The 22648-nt window shown below is 43.0% G+C and carries 22 protein-coding genes, 3 tRNA genes and 1 pseudogene; 11 read left to right on the forward strand and 15 right to left on the reverse strand.

Annotation, left to right across the window (positions count from 1 at the left end; translation table 11 throughout):
• Window position 1: 1 nt before the first annotated feature.
• Window positions 2–77, reverse strand: a tRNA-Val gene (locus AC4IFO_RS04035).
• A 26-nt stretch (window positions 78–103) separates the two neighbouring features.
• A tRNA-Val gene (locus tag AC4IFO_RS04040) sits at window positions 104–179 on the reverse strand.
• 438 nt (window positions 180–617) lie between these two features.
• Between AC4IFO_RS04040 and gltX the strand changes: the two genes are divergently transcribed.
• The gene (gene gltX, locus AC4IFO_RS04045) at window positions 618–2039 is read left to right on the forward strand and encodes a glutamate--tRNA ligase (protein WP_490732062.1); all 1422 of its coding nucleotides are present in this window, start codon (window positions 618–620) and stop codon (window positions 2037–2039) included.
• 172 nt (window positions 2040–2211) lie between these two features.
• Window positions 2212–2287 (forward strand) — tRNA-Ala (locus AC4IFO_RS04050).
• Between the two features lie 17 nt (window positions 2288–2304).
• Here AC4IFO_RS04050 and AC4IFO_RS04055 read toward each other — a convergent pair.
• A complete protein-coding gene (locus tag AC4IFO_RS04055; RefSeq protein WP_490732064.1) occupies window positions 2305–3189 on the reverse strand; it encodes a LysR substrate-binding domain-containing protein in 885 nt (294 codons plus the stop codon).
• A 112-nt stretch (window positions 3190–3301) separates the two neighbouring features.
• Here AC4IFO_RS04055 and AC4IFO_RS04060 point away from each other — a divergent pair, with 112 nt between their 5' ends.
• Together AC4IFO_RS04060 and AC4IFO_RS04065 are read left to right on the forward strand one after the other, a co-directional pair.
• Window positions 3302–3925 carry a glutathione S-transferase family protein gene (locus AC4IFO_RS04060; protein WP_490732066.1) on the forward strand — a complete coding sequence of 208 codons (624 nt, stop codon included), beginning with the start codon at window positions 3302–3304 and terminating at the stop codon, window positions 3923–3925.
• Between the two features lie 16 nt (window positions 3926–3941).
• Window positions 3942–4979 carry an LLM class oxidoreductase gene (locus tag AC4IFO_RS04065; protein WP_490732068.1) on the forward strand — a complete coding sequence of 346 codons (1038 nt, stop codon included), beginning with the start codon at window positions 3942–3944 and terminating at the stop codon, window positions 4977–4979.
• A gap of 45 nt (window positions 4980–5024) precedes the next feature.
• Here AC4IFO_RS04065 and AC4IFO_RS04070 read toward each other — a convergent pair whose 3' ends face one another.
• Window positions 5025–5777: an SDR family NAD(P)-dependent oxidoreductase gene (locus AC4IFO_RS04070; protein ID WP_490732070.1), complete on the reverse strand. Its 753-nt coding sequence runs from the start codon at window positions 5775–5777 to the stop codon at window positions 5025–5027.
• Window positions 5778–5899: 122 nt separating this feature from the next.
• Between AC4IFO_RS04070 and AC4IFO_RS04075 the strand changes: the two genes are divergently transcribed.
• Window positions 5900–6316 (forward strand): MarR family winged helix-turn-helix transcriptional regulator, encoded by a 417-nt coding sequence (locus tag AC4IFO_RS04075; protein WP_490732072.1) that lies wholly within the window; start codon window positions 5900–5902, stop codon window positions 6314–6316.
• A 5-nt stretch (window positions 6317–6321) separates the two neighbouring features.
• Here AC4IFO_RS04075 and AC4IFO_RS04080 read toward each other — a convergent pair whose 3' ends face one another.
• The 5 genes from AC4IFO_RS04080 to AC4IFO_RS04100 all read right to left on the reverse strand — a co-directional run bounded on the left by AC4IFO_RS04080 (window position 6322) and on the right by AC4IFO_RS04100 (window position 10780).
• Window positions 6322–6540 (reverse strand): DUF3820 family protein, encoded by a 219-nt coding sequence (locus AC4IFO_RS04080; protein ID WP_490732074.1) that lies wholly within the window; start codon window positions 6538–6540, stop codon window positions 6322–6324.
• Between the two features lie 65 nt (window positions 6541–6605).
• Window positions 6606–7790: a NupC/NupG family nucleoside CNT transporter gene (locus tag AC4IFO_RS04085; RefSeq protein ID WP_353243358.1), complete on the reverse strand. Its 1185-nt coding sequence runs from the start codon at window positions 7788–7790 to the stop codon at window positions 6606–6608.
• Between the two features lie 274 nt (window positions 7791–8064).
• On the reverse strand, window positions 8065–10083 hold the full coding sequence (ligA, locus tag AC4IFO_RS04090) for an NAD-dependent DNA ligase LigA (protein WP_490732076.1): 2019 nt from the start codon (window positions 10081–10083) through the stop codon (window positions 8065–8067).
• A gap of 102 nt (window positions 10084–10185) precedes the next feature.
• Window positions 10186–10473 carry an addiction module antidote protein gene (locus tag AC4IFO_RS04095; protein ID WP_369312148.1) on the reverse strand — a complete coding sequence of 96 codons (288 nt, stop codon included), beginning with the start codon at window positions 10471–10473 and terminating at the stop codon, window positions 10186–10188.
• On the reverse strand, window positions 10466–10780 hold the full coding sequence (locus tag AC4IFO_RS04100; protein WP_490732079.1) for a type II toxin-antitoxin system RelE/ParE family toxin: 315 nt from the start codon (window positions 10778–10780) through the stop codon (window positions 10466–10468). Before AC4IFO_RS04100 ends, AC4IFO_RS04095 begins: the two co-directional genes overlap by 8 nt.
• A 128-nt stretch (window positions 10781–10908) precedes the next feature.
• Here AC4IFO_RS04100 and AC4IFO_RS04105 point away from each other — a divergent pair.
• A pseudogene (locus tag AC4IFO_RS04105) lies at window positions 10909–11019 on the forward strand (phage baseplate assembly protein V); the annotation flags it as partial.
• Window positions 11020–11239: 220 nt separating this feature from the next.
• Here AC4IFO_RS04105 and zipA read toward each other — a convergent pair.
• Window positions 11240–12232, reverse strand: coding sequence for a cell division protein ZipA (zipA, locus tag AC4IFO_RS04110; protein WP_490732081.1), 993 nt, complete (start codon window positions 12230–12232; stop codon window positions 11240–11242).
• Window positions 12233–12450: 218 nt separating this feature from the next.
• Here zipA and cysZ point away from each other — a divergent pair, with 218 nt between their 5' ends.
• The 5 genes from cysZ (at window position 12451) to crr (ending at window position 17440) form a co-directional block, all read left to right on the forward strand.
• A complete protein-coding gene (cysZ, locus tag AC4IFO_RS04115; protein ID WP_490732083.1) occupies window positions 12451–13215 on the forward strand; it encodes a sulfate transporter CysZ in 765 nt (254 codons plus the stop codon).
• Between the two features lie 229 nt (window positions 13216–13444).
• Window positions 13445–14398 carry a cysteine synthase A gene (cysK, locus tag AC4IFO_RS04120; RefSeq protein WP_490732085.1) on the forward strand — a complete coding sequence of 318 codons (954 nt, stop codon included), beginning with the start codon at window positions 13445–13447 and terminating at the stop codon, window positions 14396–14398.
• A gap of 354 nt (window positions 14399–14752) precedes the next feature.
• Window positions 14753–15010, forward strand: a complete 258-nt coding sequence (ptsH, locus tag AC4IFO_RS04125; RefSeq protein ID WP_490732087.1) for a phosphocarrier protein Hpr — start codon at window positions 14753–14755, stop codon at window positions 15008–15010.
• A gap of 144 nt (window positions 15011–15154) precedes the next feature.
• Window positions 15155–16882 carry a phosphoenolpyruvate-protein phosphotransferase PtsI gene (ptsI, locus tag AC4IFO_RS04130; RefSeq protein ID WP_490732089.1) on the forward strand — a complete coding sequence of 576 codons (1728 nt, stop codon included), beginning with the start codon at window positions 15155–15157 and terminating at the stop codon, window positions 16880–16882.
• A 48-nt stretch (window positions 16883–16930) separates the two neighbouring features.
• Window positions 16931–17440: a PTS glucose transporter subunit IIA gene (gene crr, locus AC4IFO_RS04135; RefSeq protein WP_206082435.1), complete on the forward strand. Its 510-nt coding sequence runs from the start codon at window positions 16931–16933 to the stop codon at window positions 17438–17440.
• Between the two features lie 105 nt (window positions 17441–17545).
• Here crr and cysM read toward each other — a convergent pair whose 3' ends face one another.
• The 5 genes from cysM to AC4IFO_RS04160 form a co-directional block, all read right to left on the reverse strand.
• Entirely contained in the window at window positions 17546–18430 is an 885-nt protein-coding gene (gene cysM / locus AC4IFO_RS04140) for a cysteine synthase CysM (RefSeq protein WP_490732091.1), read from the reverse strand.
• A gap of 375 nt (window positions 18431–18805) precedes the next feature.
• Window positions 18806–19894 (reverse strand): sulfate/thiosulfate ABC transporter ATP-binding protein CysA, encoded by a 1089-nt coding sequence (gene cysA / locus AC4IFO_RS04145; RefSeq protein ID WP_490732093.1) that lies wholly within the window; start codon window positions 19892–19894, stop codon window positions 18806–18808.
• A 2-nt stretch (window positions 19895–19896) separates the two neighbouring features.
• Window positions 19897–20757: a sulfate/thiosulfate ABC transporter permease CysW gene (cysW, locus tag AC4IFO_RS04150; protein WP_490732095.1), complete on the reverse strand. Its 861-nt coding sequence runs from the start codon at window positions 20755–20757 to the stop codon at window positions 19897–19899.
• Entirely contained in the window at window positions 20757–21587 is an 831-nt protein-coding gene (gene cysT, locus AC4IFO_RS04155) for a sulfate/thiosulfate ABC transporter permease CysT (protein WP_490732097.1), read from the reverse strand. Before cysT ends, cysW begins: the two co-directional genes overlap by 1 nt.
• Window positions 21587–22609 carry a sulfate ABC transporter substrate-binding protein gene (locus AC4IFO_RS04160; protein WP_490732099.1) on the reverse strand — a complete coding sequence of 341 codons (1023 nt, stop codon included), beginning with the start codon at window positions 22607–22609 and terminating at the stop codon, window positions 21587–21589. Before AC4IFO_RS04160 ends, cysT begins: the two co-directional genes overlap by 1 nt.
• Window positions 22610–22648: the final 39 nt, after the last annotated feature.

Here is a 22648-nt window from a genome sequence, read left to right on the forward strand (position 1 = left end):
GTGGTGGGCGATAGCGGGCTCGAACCACTGACCCCCTCCTTGTAAGGGAGGTGCTCTACCAACTGAGCTAATCGCCCAATCATTTATTTTTCATCGTCAACGGTGGTGGGCGATAGCGGGCTCGAACCACTGACCCCCTCCTTGTAAGGGAGGTGCTCTACCAACTGAGCTAATCGCCCCGTCGTCGATGGAGGTGCATTATAGGGATACGGAGTTCAGAGTCAACGCTTTTTCGATAGATTTTTTTCGTTCGTTGCAAAATTAATCAAGATGTTTCAATATTCGCCAGAAAAGCTGCCTTTTTAATCAATTACCTATATAATTTAGCGTTTTTATTCTTTCATAAACTGAAAATATATTTGCACCTCTGCATCAATTTCATTTTTTTGCCTCACTTTTCCATTTTCTTTTCTTGTATCTTCATAACTTGATTGAGGAATCACCACAGGATGATAGAATAGAGGCACATTTTAGCAATGCTGACAGACTTCACGCGTTTAAAGCTTCATACAGCATCACGATTAATCGTACCATGCTGCATACATTAGCCTTCTATCTATTCAACCGTGAACTCTTAAGCGCTTCAAAAACAATGTTTTGCAATTAAGGCAATCTCGATGAGTAAAATCAAAACCCGTTTTGCACCAAGCCCAACTGGCTATTTGCACGTTGGTGGTGCACGTACCGCTCTGTATTCCTGGTTATTTAGTCGCCACAATCAGGGCGAATTTGTCCTGCGAATTGAAGACACCGACTTAGAACGTTCAACTCAGGAAGCTATCGATGCCATTATGGACGGTATGAACTGGTTGAATTTAAATTGGGATGAAGGCCCTTATTATCAAACTAAGCGTTTTGACCGTTATAACGCAGTGATTGATCAAATGTTAGAAGCAGGTACTGCTTACCGCTGTTTTTGCTCAAAAGAACGCTTAGAAGCACTGCGTGAAGAGCAAATGGCGAATAATGAAAAGCCTCGTTATGACGGTTGCTGCCGCGACCATGCGCATAACCACACAGCTGATGAACCGCATGTTGTTCGTTTCCGGAACCCACAAGACGGTTCTGTGATTTTTGATGATAAAATTCGTGGCCCAATTGAATTTAGCAACCAAGAGTTAGATGATTTAATTATTCGTCGTACTGATGGCTCACCAACGTATAACTTCTGTGTTGTTATTGATGACTGGGACATGGAAATTACGCACGTTATTCGTGGCGAAGATCATATCAACAACACGCCTCGCCAAATCAATATCCTAAAAGCATTAGGTGCGCCAGTACCTGTGTATGCTCACGTTTCAATGATTTTAGGTGATGATGGCAAAAAACTGTCTAAACGCCATGGTGCAGTTAGCGTCATGCAATACCGTGATGATGGTTACCTGCCACAAGCGCTACTGAACTATTTAGTGCGTCTGGGTTGGTCCCACGGTGACCAAGAAATTTTTACCATTGACGAAATGAAGGAGTTTTTCAGCCTTGATGCTATTAGCAAATCAGCAAGTGCATTTAATACTGAAAAGCTGCAATGGTTAAACCACCATTACATCAATACATTACCTGCTGAAGAAGTGGCGGTGTACCTTGCATGGCATATTGAGCAGCAAAATATTGATACCAGCAATGGTCCACAATTAGTTGAGCTAATCAAATTACTGGGTGAACGTTGTAAGACGCTGAAAGAAATGGCTGAATCTTGCCATTACTTCTACCAAGACTTTGAAGAATTCGATGCTGATGCAGCGAAAAAACACCTGCGCCCTGTTGCTCGCCAGCCATTAGAAGTGGTTAAAGATAAATTAGCCGCAATCACTGATTGGACCGCAGAAAATGTCCACCAAGCAATTGAAACTACTGCAACTGAATTAGAAGTCGGCATGGGTAAAGTGGGTATGCCTTTACGTGTTGCTGTAACAGGTGCTGGTCAATCTCCGGGCCTCGATGTGACTGTCCACGCAATTGGCCAAACGCGTTCTATTGCTCGCATTGATAAAGCCTTAGCGTTTATTGCTGAACGCGAAGCATCTGCCCAATAATTGATGCTATCCCTGCCCTCATTTCTTGGGGGCAGTTTTTCCTTTCTTATATTTATTCTTACGTTGATTGCAAAATGCTCTATATTTCAGCAATTAAACGGAAAAACCGATTATTTTATTGACACTCCTATCGAGCTTGAATATGATGCCTCCCGTCCAAAAGATTTTGTTTGGGGCTATAGCTCAGCTGGGAGAGCGCTTGCATGGCATGCAAGAGGTCAGCGGTTCGATCCCGCTTAGCTCCACCATATTTCACCTTCCTTTATTAATTTCCTTTTGCTTCCGTTTTTATCCAATTTATAAATTTAATGATTTCTGGCCTTTCAATTGTTTCAGGCAGCATCACCAAATAATAGGCAAACTTAGCGGGCCATGGCTTATCAAGCACTTGCACTAAGCGTTTCTCTGCAATTTCTTGCATGGCATACTCTTTAGGTACCAACGCCAATCCTTGCCCAGCAATTGCAGCACGGATCAGCAAGTAATCATCGTCAAATGCACTTCCGCGTTTTGCTTTTTCGTTGTATTCCACCCCATGAGCCGCCAGCCAAAGCGACCAATCCATACGGTCGTTATCTTGCAATAATGGGTAATTAAGACAGTCCTGAGGGGTTTCAATCACTGCGCTAAGCGGAAAATTTGGACTCATCACTGGCAATAAAACGGGGCTTATTAGCTGCTCACTGACTAAATTTGGGTAATTCCCTAGCCCATGTCGAATAGCAATATCGACTCGCTGTTGGTGCAAATTAACCAATGTTGCAGAGGCCTCAATATGCACTTCTATTTCAGGGTGTAACTGGGTAAATTTCCCCAAACGAGGCACTAACCAAGAAGCCGCGAACGAAGGAACTGTGCTAAGAGTGATCGTTTGTTCTTGCTGTATATTTTCAAGCACATACATAGCACCCTCGATTTGTTCAAACGCCTGCAACAATGCAGGGTAAACTCGTTGCCCCGCATGTGTTAACTCCATACTGTGATGACTACGCACAAACAAGGCTACCCCCACCCGCTCTTCTAACAAACGAATTTGCTGGCTAACAGCCCCCGAGGTCACACCAAGAAAGCTCGCAGCCTGCTTAATACTTTTATGTTTTGCCACTTCAGTGAAAGCGCGTAAGGCAAGTAAGGGGAGCACTGGATTCATAGTTTAGTTTTTCTAAATTCAAGTTGAGTTTATATGGTTTTATTTTCTTCATTAAAAAACCAATAATCAAAAGGAAATATCAATATATCCAGATAAAAACTAGAAGGCAACTATGCTTGAACTTTATACCGATAGCTCCCCAAATGGATTCAAGATAACCATAGCATTAGAAGAACTAAACTTGGATTATCACCTTAACCATATACAGATTTCCCGAGGGGATCATCAACAGCCTACTTTTTTGCAGCTTAATCCTCACGGTCGTATCCCTGTCCTTCATGACCCACAAGCGGACATTACCCTATTTGAATCCGCGGCTATCTTACTGTACCTCGCAGAGAAAACAGGCAAACTTTTACCTAACACGCCTAAACAGAAATGGGAGGTCATCAAATGGCTACAATTTCATTCAGCCAGCCTTGGTCCGATTATTGGCCAGTGGGTCAATTTCGCAATTTTCGATAAATCAGTTAAACCAGATGTGGTTGAACGTTATTTCACAATGACACACAAAGCACTCAAGGTATTAGACCAACAATTGCAAAATAACCTCTTTATTGCAGGAGATAGCTATACGATTGCGGATATTGCTAACTTTGCTTGGCTACATATTGCGGAGGTGATTGACTTCGACTTTAGCCAACACACGCATTTATTTGAGTGGTACCAACGCATTGCAGCAAGACCTGCTGTCAAAAAAGGCATTGCGCTCCCAGCCCCTGCAACTGAAGCATAGAATAGGAAATTCACTTGTGAATACAACGGCTTTTTTACCGAAAACCAAAGCATTACCTTCGACTTCATTTACTAACCATATTGGTTACCGCCGCATGTTCGCCCCTGGTAAACTGACATTGGGGATCTTTCTTCCCTTACGATTTTATCAAGGAGATGAACAAGTATTAAAAGGGCAAATAGAACTAATTGAATATATTGACCAAAAGAATTTTGCTGCGGTCTGGGTACGAGACATTCCCTTATTCGACCCCATTTTTGGTGATGCAGGGCAACTTTTTGACCCACTCACTTATTTATCGTTTATTGCTGCCAGAACAAAGCAGGTTGCACTCGTCACCGGTAGCTCTATTTTTTCACTGCGCCACCCAATTGATTTGGCCAAAGCTGCCACCACTATCGACCAACTTTCTGGTAACCGCTTAGTGATGGGAGTAGCCTCTGGGGATAGAGCCATTGAATACCCAGCTTATGGGATTGATTACGAACAGCGGGCTGCTCGTTTTGCTCAGTCGATTGATTACTTCCGCCAGCTGATGCAGCGCGGCTCTCTGGAAATTCAGTCACCTTTAGGCACAATAAGCCGCGCAGAATTGTTACCTAAACCGGTTGCAGGGCAAATTCCCTTAATTGTGACAGGTTCATCTGGCCAATCCAAACAATGGGTAGCGGATTACGCTGATGGTTGGCTATCCTACCCTGAAGCCACCAGCCACTCTGAAGGGGCAATCCGGCTAGGGCAGAAAATTGAGGCATGGCGCTCCCTCATTCCAAACAACGATTTCCGCCCACACATGACGAACGAATGGATTGACCTTGTAGATGACCCGAACTACCCAAGAACACCGTTGCGTGGAGGGTTTACCCTGCGTACTGGGCGCCACGGTTTGATTCAATTGCTTGAAGAATGGCAAGATGCGGGGGTAAACCATGCCGCATTAGGTATTCAATATTCACAGCGCCCAGCGGCAGAGGTTCTACAAGAAATGGCGGAGGATATTTTACCGCACTTCCCAAGCCACCAAGCAATACAAGGAAAACCTGTAGACTGGTAATGTTTAGTAGGCGCCTTATCTTGCTACATAAGGTGCCTAAAAGAATCACTGTGCTGTATAACCACCATCAATGGGAATAAATGCACCCGTTATAAAGCTGCTGTCCGTTGATAATAAAAAAGCCACCACATTCGCTATCTCTTCTCTTTTCGCCATCCGCCCCATTGGATGTGTCGATGCCATCCAATCTTGCGTATCCTGTGGTAGCATCGCAATATTCGGTGTTTCAACATAACCAGGCCCTACGGCATTAATCCGTATACCTTTTTTGGCATTCTCTAACGCAGCTGAGCGTGTAAGCCCTAATACCGCATGTTTGGCCGCAGTATAAGGTGCAATACCCGCTATCCCTGTCACACCATTGCAGGCAGATAAATTGACGATTGCCCCACCGCCGCTGCGATGAATTGCAGGTATGGCGTATTTCAAACCATGAAATGTCCCTGTGATGTCTGTTTCAATCACGTCATGCCATGCCTCTAATGGGTAATCCTCAATATTTACACTATGCGGGCCTGTCACACCTGCGTTGTTGACTAAAAAATGCAGCGCACCATATTTTGCTTCTATCTGCTCAATGGTTGATTGGAAATCCTTTGCATTTGCCACATCCATTTTTATTGCACTAATACGCTCCTCTGTTGGCGTAATTTCGTGGACAGCTCGCGTTAGGGCCTCTTCATGACGCCCTGTTATAACCACTGTCGCGCCTAATGAGTGCAGTTTTAATGCAATACCAAAACCTACCCCTGTAGATGCTCCTGTTACCAACGCGATTTGGTTTGTGAATTGTTGCATAGCCACCTCAATTATAATTAACTTTAGTTAACTATAATTAATTAACTAAAGTTAATCAATCACTCGTTTTCTTCTTAGTGCCAAGGTATACTTTCCCTGTTGAATAATAAGGAAGAATTTTTATGTCCCGTTCCCTTGAAGACGCATTATCGTTGTTGCAATGCACACTGGTTGCACGCCGTGTCAGCTATACGCCTGAACAAATTACGTGGGGACAATATGATGTACTGGAGATTTTGAGGCTTAAAGGGGATTTAACGCCAAGCCAACTCAGCCAATTACTGGGCATTTCTCGACAAAATTTATCGAAGTTTTTACGGGTATTAAAGTCTTTTGAGTTTGTCGAACAATATCAGTCTGAAGAAGACAAGCGGGAATTGATCACACGTTTAACAGACAAAGGGGCTCATTTTTTACAACGTGCGGCAACAGGCCGAGCAGAAAATGCAGTTAAAGTTAAAGCCGCATTAACGCAGCAAGAACAAGACATTTTTATTCAGTTGAGTCAGAAAATTACTGACGCTTTAGGGCATGAGTGATCTCATCACTTAGCCCGTTTTAACGGCTTTACTAACCCTTCTAAACCTTCAATTTTCAAACCAAGGGTCATTTCCATCAACTGCCCAAGCCGCCCAGCTGGGAACTCCCCTTTCTTATAAAACCAAAGAAGGTATTCTTCTGGTAAATCAATCAAAATACAGCCTTTGTATTTACCAAATGGCATATAGGTATTTGCCATATCGATAAGATCTTGCTTTTCCATTGTTGCCCCCATAAAAAAACGGCGTCCTAATGAACGCCGCTCTTAATCTAACACTTTTTTGCGAATTACAATACTAATCCGACAACTGCAGCAGATAAGAAGCTAACTAAGGTTGAACCGTATAGTAATTTCAGACCAAAACGCGCCACTGTGTTACCTTGTTTTTCATCTAACCCTTTGATAGCACCAGCGATGATACCAATTGAAGAGAAGTTAGCGAAAGAAACTAAGAATACAGACAAGATACCAACAGAACGCTCAGATAAGCCACCTGCGATAGCTTGCAGGCCATCCATTGCAACGAATTCATTCGTTACCATCTTGACCGCCATGATCCCACCCACTTGCAGCGCTTCATCCGCTGGGATACCTAAGATCCAAGCAAATGGATAAAACACATAGCCCAGCATAGTTTGGAAGTCGATACCGAAAATAGCAGAGAAAATACCATTAACCATTGCAATCAAGGCGATAAAACCAATCAGCATTGCAGAAACGATAATCGCGACTTTAAACCCAGCAAGAATATATTCACCTAACATTTCAAAGAAGCTTTGGCCTTCATGCAGGTTGCTCATTTGAATGTCTTCTTCACCTTCAGGTGGGTACGGGTTGATTAAAGACAACACCACGAACGTACCAAACATATTCAGAACCAGTGCGGCAACGACAAAACGAGGCTCCAGCATTGTCATGTAGGCACCCACGATTGACATGGATACTGTGGACATCGCGGTAGCCGCCATGGTGTACATTCTGCGCTCAGACATGCGGTTAAGCTGGTCTTTATAGGCGATAAAGTTTTCAGACTGACCCAGTAACAATGAGCTTACTGCGTTGAATGATTCCAGTTTACCCATTCCGTTAACTTTAGATAACACAGTACCGATGATACGGATCACAATCGGTAGGATTTTAATGTGCTGTAAAATCCCGATTAAGGCAGAAATAAAGATGATTGGGCACAGAACTTGTAAGAAGAAGAACGCTAAATTCCCTTCAATCATGCCGCCGAAGATAAATTTTGTCCCTTCTGCTGCGTAACCCAACAAGTGCGTAAATACCCCAGCGACACCCAGAACAAAAGACTCACCAATATTTGATTTCAAGAACAGGTACGCTAATGCAATTTGAATAACAAGCAGTTGAACAACATAGCGAGGACGGATCCCCCTACGGTTACTACTTGCTAAAATGGCAAGAGCAGCGATTACTACTAAAGATAAAACGAAATGCAGGATCGAGGTCATATGCGACTCCAACAAATTTAAGAATCAGTCTATGTGCATATTCTATGTAATAGGTAACATTTAAATGAGACAGATGTCACATTAATATGAAAACTAACTAGGTGTATTTTGCAAAAAGCAGAAGGGGATCACGTTTCAAACAGAGAGAAAGGGACAGATGACCTTTTTTGCACAGAAATTTAATTAAAAATTTAGTTTAGGTCTTACAACAACCTATCAGTGACTTAGTCACCTCACCTTAGTGAGATAACTAAGCCAAATAGAATATAGTTCACTATTCAATATTCAGCAAACGAATCAACTCATCTTCATCAATCACCTGAATACCTAACTCATTCGCTTTTGCTAATTTCGAACCGGCCGCTTCACCCGCAATCACCATATCCGTTTTCTTCGACACACTCCCTGCGACTTTTGCCCCTAAAGCCACTAGCTTATCTTTCGCTTCATCACGGGTTAAAACACTCATCGAGCCCGTTAATACCACGGTTTTACCTGCGAATGGGCTATCAATGTCGGCACTATTAACCACTTTCACTTCTGGCCAATGAATATTCGCTTTCGTGATTAAATCGTTAATAACCGCTTGGTTATGCGCTTCGTGGAAGAAATTTACCACATGCTTAGCGACTACATGGCCGATATCTTGTACGGTTTTTAAAGACTCTTCATCCGCAGCCATAACTGCATCTAATGTTGCGTAGTGCGCCGCCAAGTTAGCCGCTGTCGCTTCACCAACTTCACGGATCCCTAGTGCATAAATAAAGCGGGCTAACGTGGTTTGTTTAGACTTTTCGAGCGCATCAATCAGCTTTTGTGCAGATTTTGGCCCCATTCTATCCAACCCAGTTAACTTGCCTGCACTTAATTGGTAAAGGTCGGCTGGTGTTTGTACATATTCTTTTTCGACCAACTGGTCGATAATTTTATCGCCCATGCCATCCACATCCATAGCACGACGAGACACAAAGTGTTTGAGTGCCTCTTTACGCTGCGCACCACAAATTAACCCACCCGTACAACGCGCAACAGCCTCACCTTCAATACGTTCAATGTCTGAGCCACAAACAGGACACTGAGTTGGAAAGACGATTTCACGGCTATCTGCGGGGCGTTTATCCGCAACCACACTGACAATCTGTGGAATAACATCCCCAGCACGACGAATAATCACCGTATCGCCAATATGCACGCCAAGGCGCTCGATTTCATCTGCGTTATGCAATGTCGCATTACTGACAATAACCCCCGCGACTTGGACAGGCTCCAGGCGTGCAACGGGGGTGATCGCCCCCGTACGCCCGACTTGGAACTCCACGTCTTTCAATAACGTAATTTGCTCTTGTGCAGGAAATTTAAATGCCGTAGCCCAACGCGGTGCGCGGGAAACAAAACCTAACTCCTCTTGGATTGCAATTGAGTTGACTTTAATCACCACCCCATCGATATCAAACCCTAATTCAGGGCGAACTTGTTCGATTTGGTGATAAAAATCCAGTACTGCTTTATGGCCTTGGCGCAGCTGTACATAGTCACTGACGGGCAGACCCCACGCTTTAAACTGCTGCAAACGATCATAATGCGTGTCTGGCAACGTACCACCTTCAATCAACCCAACTCCATAACAATAGAATGTCAGAGGCCTTTTCGCGGTGATGCGCGGGTCAAGCTGGCGCAATGAGCCCGCAGCGGCATTACGTGGGTTAGCGAAAACTTTACCATCAGTTCGACGCGCTTCTTCATTTAACGCTTCAAACCCTTTTTGTGGCATAAAGACTTCACCGCGAATTTCCACACGAGCAGGAATGTTGTCTCCCGTTAAACGTAAAGGGATTGCACGGATAGTCCGCACATTCGCCGTAATATTTTCGCCAACAGTGCCGTCTCCACGAGTCGCCGCTTGTACAAGTTCGCCATTTTCATATAACAAACTCACCGCCAAACCATCAAGTTTCAATTCACAACAAAATGTGAGTTCATCGCGGTTTTTTAAGCGATCTCTAACGCGTTTATCAAAAGCCAAGTAACTCTCTTCATCAAAAACGTTATCCAAAGACAGCATCGGAATTTCATGGCGCACCGTTTCAAATGCGGACAAAGGTGCGGCACCGACACGCTGAGTTGGCGAATCGCTGGTGATAAGCTCTGGATTCGCTTCTTCTAGCGCCTTCAAACGCTGCATCAGTTTGTCATATTCCGCATCAGGAATTTCAGGAGCATCAAGTACGTGATATTGGTATTCGTGATGGCGTAACTGTTTTTTTAATTCTTCGATTTCGTTTTTGGTAGTCATGATCCACTCGTAAAGATAAAAAACCCCCAATCAAGGGCTGACGCCACAAGAAATCAGGCATATTGAAAGCCAGATTATTGATTTTCTGGCTCGGTGATAAAATTAGTTAATGTGGGTTTTTACCGTAAGTTCAACACCCAGCGCTTTCATCACGGCTAACGTGGATTTTAACGTAGGGTTACCATCTTCACTAAATGAGCGATATAACTGCTCACGGGAAAGCCCCGTTTCTGCCGCGATTTGGCTCATACCCTTAGCTCTGGCCACAATGCCTAACGCTTTCGCAATGTACGCTGAATCCCCTGTTTCGATTGCGTCAGCCATAAAAAATGCAATCTCTTCATCATCAACCAACGCAAGTGCGGGATCATAGGTTGTTAAATTACTCATCATTGTTTTCCTCCAAAATCCACTTCTTAGCGAGTGTTTTGGCTAATGTAATATCCCGTGATTGTGAGCTTTTGTCACCACCACAAAGGAGCAAAATTATCGTATTACCACGCTGTTGAAAATAAACGCGATAACCAGGGCCATGGTGAATTCGTAATTCACTGATCCCCTCACCAACTGGTGTTGCATCCCCTGCTAACCCATTAGCTAAACGAAAGAGGCGCGTCGCGATGATGGTCTTAGCCCTTTTATCTTTTAGCTTAGATGCCCATAAACGGAATGCTTCTGTTTGTTTAAGTTCTTTCATATCCTCGATTGTAGTTTAAAAACTACACCCTGTAAAGATAACCAATTTCACGTCATTCAACTTGTGCCAACCATGGCACAAAGCCATACATATGCGCCTCGTTCTTCATCCGTGGCAATCTATACTTTATGAATAATGCAGATATTTTACGTTTGATTCGAAACCTGATCCGTATTGGCATCGTGACCGCCGTTGATGCCCAAAAAGGCTGTCGGGTGCAAATGGGGAGTTTAGAAACCGGCTAGACCAAGTGCATAAGGGTGGCAAATTCATAGGAAAGCCACAATGGGATATTTTAGTATAAACAAAATGAATAGAGCCCCTTATAGAAAGGGGCTAAAGCTAGAGATGGGGTGCATCGTGGATGTGGTGTGGCTACCGCCATACATACCCTTATGTAAAACAGTCAGTTTTAGCTAATAAAAACCCCCAATCAAGGGGGCTTTGTAAAACGCTTGTTTAATTTAGTGTATTTCTGATCCGCGCATGATACACCTCTATTTTTTGCGGTGTCAGCATCTTACGCTCATCATCTAGCACCACCCCGCCTGCATCAGATGCAATGCGCTGCGCTGCTTGTAACATCAGTTTAAAGTTTTGGCTCGCATCACCGTAGGATGGCACCATCATAAACATGGAAATACCCGGTGTAGAGAAATCAGCCATGGTTTCAGGGTCAAAAGAACCCGGTTTTACCATATTCGCTAAACTAAACAGGACAGGCCCAGTGCCTGACGGGTTTACATGACGATGGAAAATTTTCATTTCACCGTATTGGAAGCCCGCTTGAAGAATACTTTGCAGTAACACTTCGCCCTGCAATTCTTGCCCCTGATGTGCTGCTACATGAAGTACCAGGACTGTCTCCTTGCTATTTGTTGTAGCAGAATTTTCCTGTGGCTCAGTTTTCGTCTCAGTGTGTGGCGGCGTCTGTTCATGATGTACCGGTTGTGTCTCTTCTTGTAAATTGTGGGTGTCAATATGCGGTTCCGATGCATCATGATGCACCGGTTGAGTACGTATTTCAGGCTCAGCAGCAACCTCATCATTCATGTTGATGGTAAGCTGCTCCGGTACGTGCGGTGCTTGAACACGCTGTTCAGCTGGTTCATGATGAACAGGCTGCTCTGGCGTAGCACTCATTTTAATTTCAGGTTCAACTGATGGTAATGGCTGTATATTAGGTTCAACTTGAGACTCATTTTTTACCGGATATACAGGCTCAGTCGCAGCGGGTTGAACAGGTACCTGCTGTGTTGATTGATTTTCAGTAAATAATGCAGAATCATCATAATTCGATGAATTCTCCTGCGTATCATTTTTTCTACGTTTTACAGGTCTATCGCGAAATAACTTTGATCGCTCTTTACGGCTGGTCCATAAACCATGCAGTAATAAAGCGACAATCGCTATCGCACCTACGACCACTAATATTAGACGCAAATCCTGCATCGCTGATATCTCTAGTTGATGAATGAAAGTGCCATCACGGCGGAAACTACCTTAAGATTATTTCTCAATTGCTCTAAGTGCAACCCTCAGAACGATTTTCTTACAAGAAAGAGAATATTCCGCTTTCGTTTGCTGCTTTTTTAAGCGAATAATGGCTGGTCAGCCTAAATTCATATCTATATGATACAAGGTCAACCGAAAAGGAGAGAACAAGAAGTATGACCCAATCGACATTTTCGCCACAAAAAGACCACTCTGGTTTTTATTATTTTACACAAGGATGGCGACTAGTTACACGTCCTGGCATTAAACGTTTTGTGATTTTGCCCCTATTAGCAAACATTCTTTTCTTAGGAGGCGCATTTTGGTGGTTATACACTAAGCTTGGTGGCTGGATTGACCAAGTAATGAGCTATGTTCCTGATTGGTTACAATGGCTTAATTATCTTATTTGGCCTGTTGCTTTGATTTCTATTTTATTGGTATTTACCTACTTTTTCAGTACGGTTGCCAATATTATCGCTGCACCGTTTAATGGTTGGTTATCCGAAAAGCTTGAAGCAGAACTTACGGGTAAACCCGCTCCAGACGGTGGCATGGCTGATTTATTAAAAGATGTTCCGCGGATGATCAAGCGTGAATTTGTCCGTATCGGTTACTATTTACCGAGGGCAATTGGCTTATTAATCTTATTTTTGATACCCGGTATTGGCCAAACCGTTGCCCCCATCTTATGGTTCCTATTTGGTGCATGGATGATGTCAATCCAGTATTGCGACTACCCTTTTGATAACCACCGTGTCGGTTTTAGCGAAATGAAGCAAGCCCTTGCTAAAGATCGCATGAAAAACATTCAATTCGGAGGTGTGGTCAGCTTGCTGATGATGGTGCCGTTTATCAACTTAGTCATCATGCCTGTTGCCGTTTGTGGTGCAACATTAATGTGGGTTGACCGCTACCGTAGCCGCTACGCACGTTATTAATCTCTCTTTGCGCAGGTTTAATCGCCTGCGCAGTTACCTATTTTCTTACGCTATTCTGCCTTATTACCCATTCTTTAGAACTATTGGATCTAAAATAGCCTTTTGTTATAAGCTTAGACCTAAATCATATTTGCATTAATTTCTTCTTCACGTATGTTGAATCCATACCTACTTTATAGTGAACGCCGAAGACTATTTTATTGGCTAACCGATTTTTTAAGGATATCCCATGAGCAAAATTTATGAAGATAATTCGTTGACCATTGGCCACACCCCACTTGTTCGTTTAAAGCATTTTGGAAATGGCAATATTTTGGCGAAAGTGGAATCTCGTAACCCAAGTTTCAGCGTTAAGTGCCGTATCGGTGCAAACATGATTTGGGATGCTGAGAAAAAAGGTATCCTGAATAAAGACAAAGAGTTAGTCGAGCCAACCAGCGGTAACACGGGGATTGCACTTGCTTATGTGGCAGCGGCAAGGGGCTATAAACTCACACTCACCATGCCTGAAACCATGAGCATCGAGCGCCGTAAGCTATTAAAAGCATTAGGGGCTAACCTCGTGCTGACCGAAGGTGCCAAAGGGATGAAAGGCGCGATTGCGAAAGCAGAAGAAATCGTTAACAGCAACCCGAAAAAATACCTCCTACTGCAACAGTTTAATAACCCAGCTAACCCTGAGATCCATGAAAAAACTACGGGTCCAGAAATCTGGGAAGATACTGACGGTAATGTCGATGTTATCGTTGCAGGTGTCGGCACAGGCGGTACGATTACAGGAATTGCGCGTTACCTGAAAAAGACCAAAGGTAAAGATGTGACCATCGTTGCCGTTGAACCTGAAACTTCCCCAGTAATTACTCAAGCATTAGCGGGTGAGGAAATCAAACCAGGCCCACATAAAATCCAAGGGATCGGTGCAGGTTTCATTCCCGGTAACTTAGATCTCACCCTGCTAGATAAAGTCATTCAAATCAGTGATGACGAGGCGATTAAAACCGCTCGCGAGTTAATGGAAAAAGAAGGTATTTTAGCGGGAATTTCTTCGGGTGCAGCGATTGCAGCAGCGACAAAAATTGCGGCAGACCCTGTTTACAAAGGCAAAAATATAGTGGTGATTTTACCCTCTTCTGGTGAACGTTATCTTTCAACTGTGTTGTTTGCAGATATCTCAGCTGACTAGCATACTTTCGTTACATAATCGTTAAAAAAGCACCTCATAGGTGCTTTTTTTGTGGTACGGATCAAAGTTTAGCACGGATAGAGGTGATTTCTTATCTGGGGTTTAGTATTAAACATAGTAATTATTTTGCACCTCGAAATTAATCAAATTTTAGTCAAATGAACATACCTCTTAGAATGTTTTCGGCTAACCTAGATAATCACAATTTTGAGCGTGAAAAACAAAAAAGGGTTGATACAGCACAAAGTAGGAAACCTTTTTACAAGTTAATAATCTAACTTATACGCAAACCTAGTCGATTTCATCTACAATTGGCTGGGTCATTAAAAAAACGAAAGTTATTGAGGAAATACTATGTTCCAGCAAGAAGTCACTATTACAGCACCAAACGGTCTACATACTCGTCCTGCAGCGCAGTTTGTGAAAGAAGCAAAAGCATTCTCTTCTGATATTTCTTTGATTTCAGGCGGCAAATCCGCTAGCGCAAAAAGCCTGTTTAAGTTACAAACATTAGGTTTAACGCAAGGTACTGTTGTGACCATCTCCGCAGAAGGCGAAGATGAAAAAGAAGCCGTTGAATATTTAGTTAAACTGATGGGCGAATTAGAATAATTTCGCACGTAAGAGAACGCGTTTAATCGATTTCATTCTCTGTCCCTGAATGATTTCATTCGGGGATATTTGCATAATCAATAAAACGCAGCGCAGTCTCTGCAACATCAGAACTCCCAGCACTAACAGCAGTAAGGTAATATTATGATTTCAGGAATTTTAGTATCCCCAGGTTTTGCTTTTGGTCAGGCTTTGATCCTCAAAGAAGATCCTATCGTTGTTAGCACAAAAAAAATCGCAGACGATCAGGTTGAAAAAGAAATTCAACGCTTCATTGAGGGGCGTAATAAATCCGCCGAACAACTGAGTCTCATTAAAGAAAAAGCCGAAAAAAATCTAGGAGCCGAAAAAGCTGAGATTTTTGAAGGTCATATCATGCTGCTGGAAGACGAAGAACTTGAGCAAGAAATTGTCTCTTTAATCAAAGGCGATAAAAAAACGGCTGATGCTGCTGCTTATTCCGTGATTGAAGATCAAGCTCAAGCCCTTGAGTCCCTAGATGACGAATACCTCAAAGAGCGTGCGGCTGACGTACGTGATATTGGTAAACGTTTGTTAAAGAATATTTTAAATATTCCTATTGTTGATTTAAGCGCTATCAATCAAGAAGTTATTTTAGTTGCTGCTGATTTAACCCCGTCAGAAACCGCGCAATTAAACTTAGATAAAGTTTTAGGCTTTATTACCGATTTAGGTGGCCGTACATCGCATACGTCCATCATGGCTCGCTCATTAGAGTTACCCGCAATTGTTGGAACAAGTGATGCCACCAGCAAAATTAAAAATGGCGATTTTATCGTCTTAGATGGTGTGAATAACACTATCCACCTGAATCCATCAGACGCAGAAATTGATAAACTCAAAGCGTTCCGTGATGATTATCTGCAAGAAAAAGAAGAACTGGCTAAATTAAAAGACTTGCCAGCCATTACGTTAGATGGTCATCAGGTTGAAGTTTGTGCCAATATCGGGACTGTGCGCGATGTCGCAGGTGCCGAACGTAATGGCGCTGAAGGCGTGGGCCTCTATCGCACCGAGTTCTTATTTATGGATAGAGACGCCTTCCCGACCGAAGAAGAACAATTCCAAGCTTACAAAGCGGTTGCTGAAGCAATGGGCAGCCAAGCCGTTATCGTCCGTACAATGGACATTGGTGGCGATAAAGACCTGCCTTATATGAATTTACCGAAAGAAGAGAACCCATTCCTCGGCTGGCGTGCAATTCGTATTTGTCTTGATCGCAAAGAAATCTTACACTCACAGTTAAGAGCTATTTTAAGGGCGTCAAATTTTGGTAAACTGCGTATTATGTTCCCAATGGTTATTTCCGTTGAAGAAGTTCGTGAACTAAAAGCAGAGCTAGAAATGCTAAAAGCTCAGTTACGTGAAGAAGGTAAAGCCTTTGACGAAACAATTGAAGTTGGCGTGATGGTAGAAACCCCAGCCGCCGCTGTGATTGCTCGCCATTTGGCTAAAGAAGTCGATTTCTTTAGTATTGGGACGAATGATCTCACTCAATACACTTTAGCGGTTGACCGTGGTAATGAACTGATTTCTCACCTTTATAACCCGATGTCGCCAGCTGTTCTTAACCTAATCAAACAAGTGATCGATGCATCACATGCTGAAGGTAAATGGACAGGTATGTGTGGCGAGTTAGCAGGTGATGAACGTGCAACCTTATTGCTACTTGGCATGGGGCTGGATGAATTTAGTATGAGCGCAATCTCAATTCCGCGTATCAAAAAATTAATTCGCAATGCGAACTTTGCTGATACCCAAGCTTTGGCTGAACAAGCACTTGCTCAACCAACAGCGGATGAATTGATGAAACTTGTAGATACCTTTATCCAAGAAAAAACGTTATGCTAAGAACAGCACATTAGTTCGGTCCCATATAAAACGATTAGGAGAAGGTCCATGGGTCTGTTTGACAAACTGAAATCACTAGTTTCGGAAGACAAAAGTAGCAGTGGCAGTATTGAAATTATCGCCCCACTATCAGGCGAAATCGTCAATATTGAAGATGTTCCAGACGTTGTGTTTGCAGAGAAAATTGTCGGTGACGGTATCGCCATCAAACCTGCTGGCAATAAAATTGTTGCGCCAGTAGATGGTACAATCGGTAAAATCTTTGAAACCAACCATGCGTTTTCTATTGAGTCAGACGATGGTATTGAACTGTTTGTTCACTTCGGTATTGATACCGTTGAGCTCAAAGGTGAAGGCTTCAAACGTATCGCTGAAGAAGGCCAAGCGGTCAAGAAAGGCGATTTAGTCATTGAATTTGATTTAGCTCTGTTAGAAGAAAAAGCAAAATCTGTTCTGACGCCAGTTGTGATTTCGAACATGGACGAAATCAAAGAGTTAAATAAACTGACAGGTTCAGTGACAGTAGGTGAAACTGTCATTATGCGTATCAAGAAATAATTATCACGCATAATAATTGAAAAACCATCAGGTGGATAACCTGATGGTTTAACTCGTTCTAGCGTTTCCTAATGAAAGTCTTATTTTTACCAAAAAAACAACATATTAAGAATCAAAAACGCCAGTCGATAAGTAACGGTCACCTCTGTCGCAAATAATCGCGACAATCACCGCTCCCGGATTTTCTTTTGCTACTCTTAAAGCCCCTGACACCGCACCACCGGAGCTCACACCACAGAAAATACCTTCATGCCTCGCAAGAGCTTTCATCGTCTCTTCAGCGTCTTGCTGGTTAACATCCAGTACGCTATCCACAAGTTCACCATCAAAAATCCCAGGAAGATACCCAGGTGACCAACGGCGAATACCCGGTATTTGGCTTTTTTCAGCAGGCTGCAAACCAACAATATGCACGTCTTTTGATTGCGATTTCAAATAACGGCTAACACCCGTGATAGTGCCTGTTGTTCCCATGCTTGATACAAAATGGGTGATCTTACCGTGCGTTTGCTGCCAAATTTCAGGGCCTGTTGTTTTAAAATGAGCAAGTGGGTTATCCGGGTTATTAAATTGGTCTAAGACTTTCCCTTCCCCATTTTTTTCCATTTCTTTTGCAAGATCTCGTGCTCCTTCCATACCGACGGAGGTGCTGACCAAAATTAACTCAGCACCGTAAGCTTGCATGGATGCTTGGCGCTCTTTACTCATGTTCTCAGGCATTAAAAGCTTTAATTTATACCCTTTTACCGCGGCAATCATTGCCAGTGCAATGCCTGTATTGCCACTCGTTGCTTCAATTAATGTATCACCCGGCTTAATTTCGCCACGTTTTTCAGCTTCACTGATCATGGAAAAGGCAGCTCTATCTTTTACAGAGCCTGCCGGATTGTTACCCTCGAGTTTTACCCAAATTTCAGCATCAATCCCTTGCGTCAAACGCTGAAGTTTTACTAATGGGGTGTGACCAATAAATTGTTCCAGTGTTGACACTTTCGCATCCTTATAATTTTTATTTATCGCTTAGAATTAATAGAAATAAGATATTACCCCAATAAACCTATGATTGGACATGAATTCTCTTCATATTATTATTAGAAAAATAGATTATCTTTATTACTCATACTGATATAGCTAATTGATATATTATATTACAATAAGTTTATAGAATTTCCAGCTATATTTCTTATTTTCATGTAAAATAATATACTTATATATCAATACATTAAAATAAAAAATCAACAAATGAAGCCCATTACCAATAATCAAGGTATGGGCAAATGAAAGGAGTGATATATGGCAGGAATAATAGAAATTAACACCGATAATGTTTAAATTATCGGTGTTATAAATAATGAAAAGTTATATTCATGCACTTTGTGCTAATTGGGGAAACACTAATTCTGTATCACCTTGATATATTTTTACTTCTTGACTGCCAAGAAAATAATGTTCACCACGATTAGGGATTGCTGTATTTGATTGCCAAATCACAGACAATGGGCCATTCCCCCACCCTATCGGTTGCACTGTCAGTTGCCAAAAATGCCCTCTTGGGCCTGATTCTGTCACTCTAACAGGCAAGCGGTGTTGTGCATCCACTTCAGGCTTCAATGAAATGTCCCATGGGCGTAAGAAAACATCTACCTTACCTTGATGAGCACTGGTATGGTTCAACGAAAATTCATAACCGTCAATCGCTAAAGCAGAGCCTTTGATCTGTGCGGAAATTTGGTTAACTTCGCCCATAAACTCCAGTACAAAACGGGTTTCTGGTCGCTGCCAAATATCATTTGGTGTACCAACCTGCTCAATGTTCCCTTGACTCATGACCACGATCCTATCCGCAACTTCCATCGCTTCTTCTTGGTCGTGTGTCACAAACACGCTAGTAAATTTAAGCTCATCATGCAATTGACGTAACCAACGACGTAATTCGATACGCACCTGTGCATCTAACGCACCAAAGGGCTCATCTAACAATAAAATTTGCGGGTCAACGGCAAGTGCTCTCGCTAGCGCAACACGCTGTTTTTGCCCCCCAGAAAGTTGCGCAGGAAAACGCGAAGCTAAATGGGCTAATTGCACCATCTCCAGTAATTGCATCACCTTTTGCTTAATTGCTTGGGATGATGGTTGCTGCTTACGTGGTAATACTGTTAAGCCGAACGCCACATTATCGAATACCGTCATATGGCGAAATAACGCATAGTGCTGAAAAACAAAGCCAACGTGCCTGTCTTTCGCATGAATTTGGCTCACATCTTGCCCGTGAAAGCGCAATACGCCCCCACTTTGTTGCTCAAGCCCTGCAATAATTCGCAATAAGGTGGTTTTTCCTGAACCGGAAGGGCCTAATAAGGCCACCATTTCACCCGATGCAATATCCAGTGAAATATCGTTGAGTACTTGGGTTTTCCCAAAGAACTTGCCGATTTTTTCAATTTCAATACTCATGTTTAATGGACTCCTGATTCAGACTGCTGACGGCTTAAATGCCACTGTAAAGCACTTTTAAGAATTAGCGTAATAATGGCCATGAGCGCAAGAATAGCCGCAGCGGTGAAGGCACCGACCGTGTTATAGTCCTGATGCAATAGTTCAACTTGTAACGGTAAAGTGTAGGTTTCACCACGAATAGCGCCTGACACGACCGATACAGCACCAAACTCACCAATTGCCCGCGCGTTAGTTAACACAACGCCGTATAACAGCGCCCAGCGAATATTCGGCAATGTAACGCGCCAAAACATTTTCCAACCTGATGCGCCAAGTAATACCGCAGCTTCATCTTCTTGGCTTCCTTGGCTTAACATCAGTGGTACCAACTCTCTCACCACAAATGGGCAAGTCACAAATATGGTGACTAACGCCATTCCTGGCCATGAAAACATCAATTGGATATCAAAACCTTCAAGCCACCCACCAAGCCAACTGTTTGAGCCATAAAATAGCAGGTATAACAGCCCTGCGACCACTGGTGAAACTGCAAAAGGGATGTCGACCAATGTGAGTAATAATTGCCGCCCTGGGAACTGGAATCGCGTCACTAACCATGCCATCATCGTTCCAAAAATCAAATTAACAGGAACCGTAATCAACGCAATTAATACTGTTAATCCAATAGCATGAAGCATATCTGGGTTAGATAAATTAAGCAGAACTTCTCCTAACCCTTTTTGAAACGCCGTGATAAAAATCCAAATAATTGGGATCACCAGCAACAGGATGGAAAAGAAAATACCTGCGGCGATAAGAAACCATTTTCCCCAGTTAACCGGTGTCCGTTGGGCAGTTTGTAGCGGAGTAATTTGCGCCATTATTTCCCCCCCAACCGTTTACCAAAGCGACTTTGAACTAAATTGACACTGAATAACAAGAGTAGCGATACGGCTAAAATCACTGATGCAACCGCACTTGCCGCAGGGTAATCAAATTGCTGTAACTGGCTGAAAATCATTAAAGAAACCACTTCGGTTTGCCAAGCAATATTTCCTGCAATAAAGATTATTGCACCAAACTCGCCGAGGCTACGCGTGAATGACAAAACGGTTCCCGCTAGTAATGCCGGGGAAAGCTCTGGCATGATCACACGGCGAAAAGTTTGCCAGCGACTCGCCCCCAATGTTTGTGCAGCTTCTTCGTATTCTGGCCCGAGTTCTTCCAATACAGGCTGAACAGTGCGTACCACAAATGGAATGCTGGTAAATGCCATTGCCACGGCAATACCTAACCAAGTATTCACCACTTTAATATCAAACTGGTTAAGATATTGACCGTACCAACCTGATGTCGCAAATAAGGTCGCCAGTGTTAACCCAGCAACTGCCGTTGGCAATGCAAAGGGCAAGTCCACTAAACCATCTAGTAATGTTCTGCCTGGAAAGCGATAACGGGTTAAGATCCATGCTAATAACATGCCAAATACCGCATTAAATAAGCTTGCCACCAAAGCAGACAACAATGTCACTTTATAAGCCGCAACCACTTGCGGGTAGCTAATCACTGCCCAATATTGTTGCCATGTCATCTCCGACAATTGGATCACTAACGCACTCATCGGTAACAGCAAAATCAAACAGGTATAAAACAAGCTGCTACCTAGCGTCAGGCCAAAGCCCGGCAGAAAACGCTTTCCAGACCGATTCATTAACGGCGCCCTTGTGCCATTAGTTCATCAAACTCCCCTCCCGTTGAGAAATGCACATCCATCACTTTTGGCCAGCTCTCAAATTGGGATTCAACAGTAAATAATTTCGTTTCTGGGAATTTGCTTTTGTTCGCTTCCATTACCGCTTTGTCATTCACGCGGTAATTAAAATTAGTAATAATTTCTTGTGCTTGCGGGCTATATAAATAATTTAAATAGGCTTTTGCAACATCTTCCGTGCCATTTTTTTGCACGTTTTTGTCCACCCAAGCCACAGGGAACTCCGCCAAAATATCCACTGGTGGGACGATCACTTCGTAATCAGATTCACCGTATTGTGAACGGATATTGTTCACTTCTGACTCAAAACTTATCAGCACATCCCCAAGACCGCGCTCAATAAACGAGGTTGTCGCACCGCGGCCACCAGTATCAAACACTTCCACATTTTTAAGGAATTGCTTCATTTGCTCGCGTGTTTTCGCAGTATCGCCTTTGTTTTCTTGGTTAAATGCACCCCAAGCGGCAAGGTAGGTATAACGGCCATTGCCAGATGTCTTTGGATTTGGAAAAATCAATTTCACATCGCTACGGACAAGGTCATCCCATGTCTTAATCCCTTTCGGGTTATCTTTACGCACTAAAAAAGCCATCGTGGAATAATAAGGTGAGCTGTTATTCGGTAAGCGTGCCTGCCAATCTGCGGGGATCAAATTCCCTTTATCATGCAAAATTTGCACATCTGTTACTTGGTTATAGGTCACCACATCCGCTCTTAGCCCCTGCAAAATCGCCAAGGCTTGCTTTGATGACCCTGCATGAGATTGCTTGATGGTTAATTTGTCATCGGGATGAGCCGCATTCCACTGTTTTTCAAACGTTGGATTCAGCGCCACAAATAATTCACGAGCAATATCATATGAACTGTTAAGCAGTTCAGCAGCGAATAAATGCGGGCTACCTAATAAAGACACAGTCGCTAAGCTGGCTAAAGCCGTTTTCTTAAAAAAAGTTGTTTTCATGTCATTCCCATTCGTTACTAAACCAAATATCTGTATGGC

This window comes from Providencia sp. UF-224 (assembly GCF_058245955.1).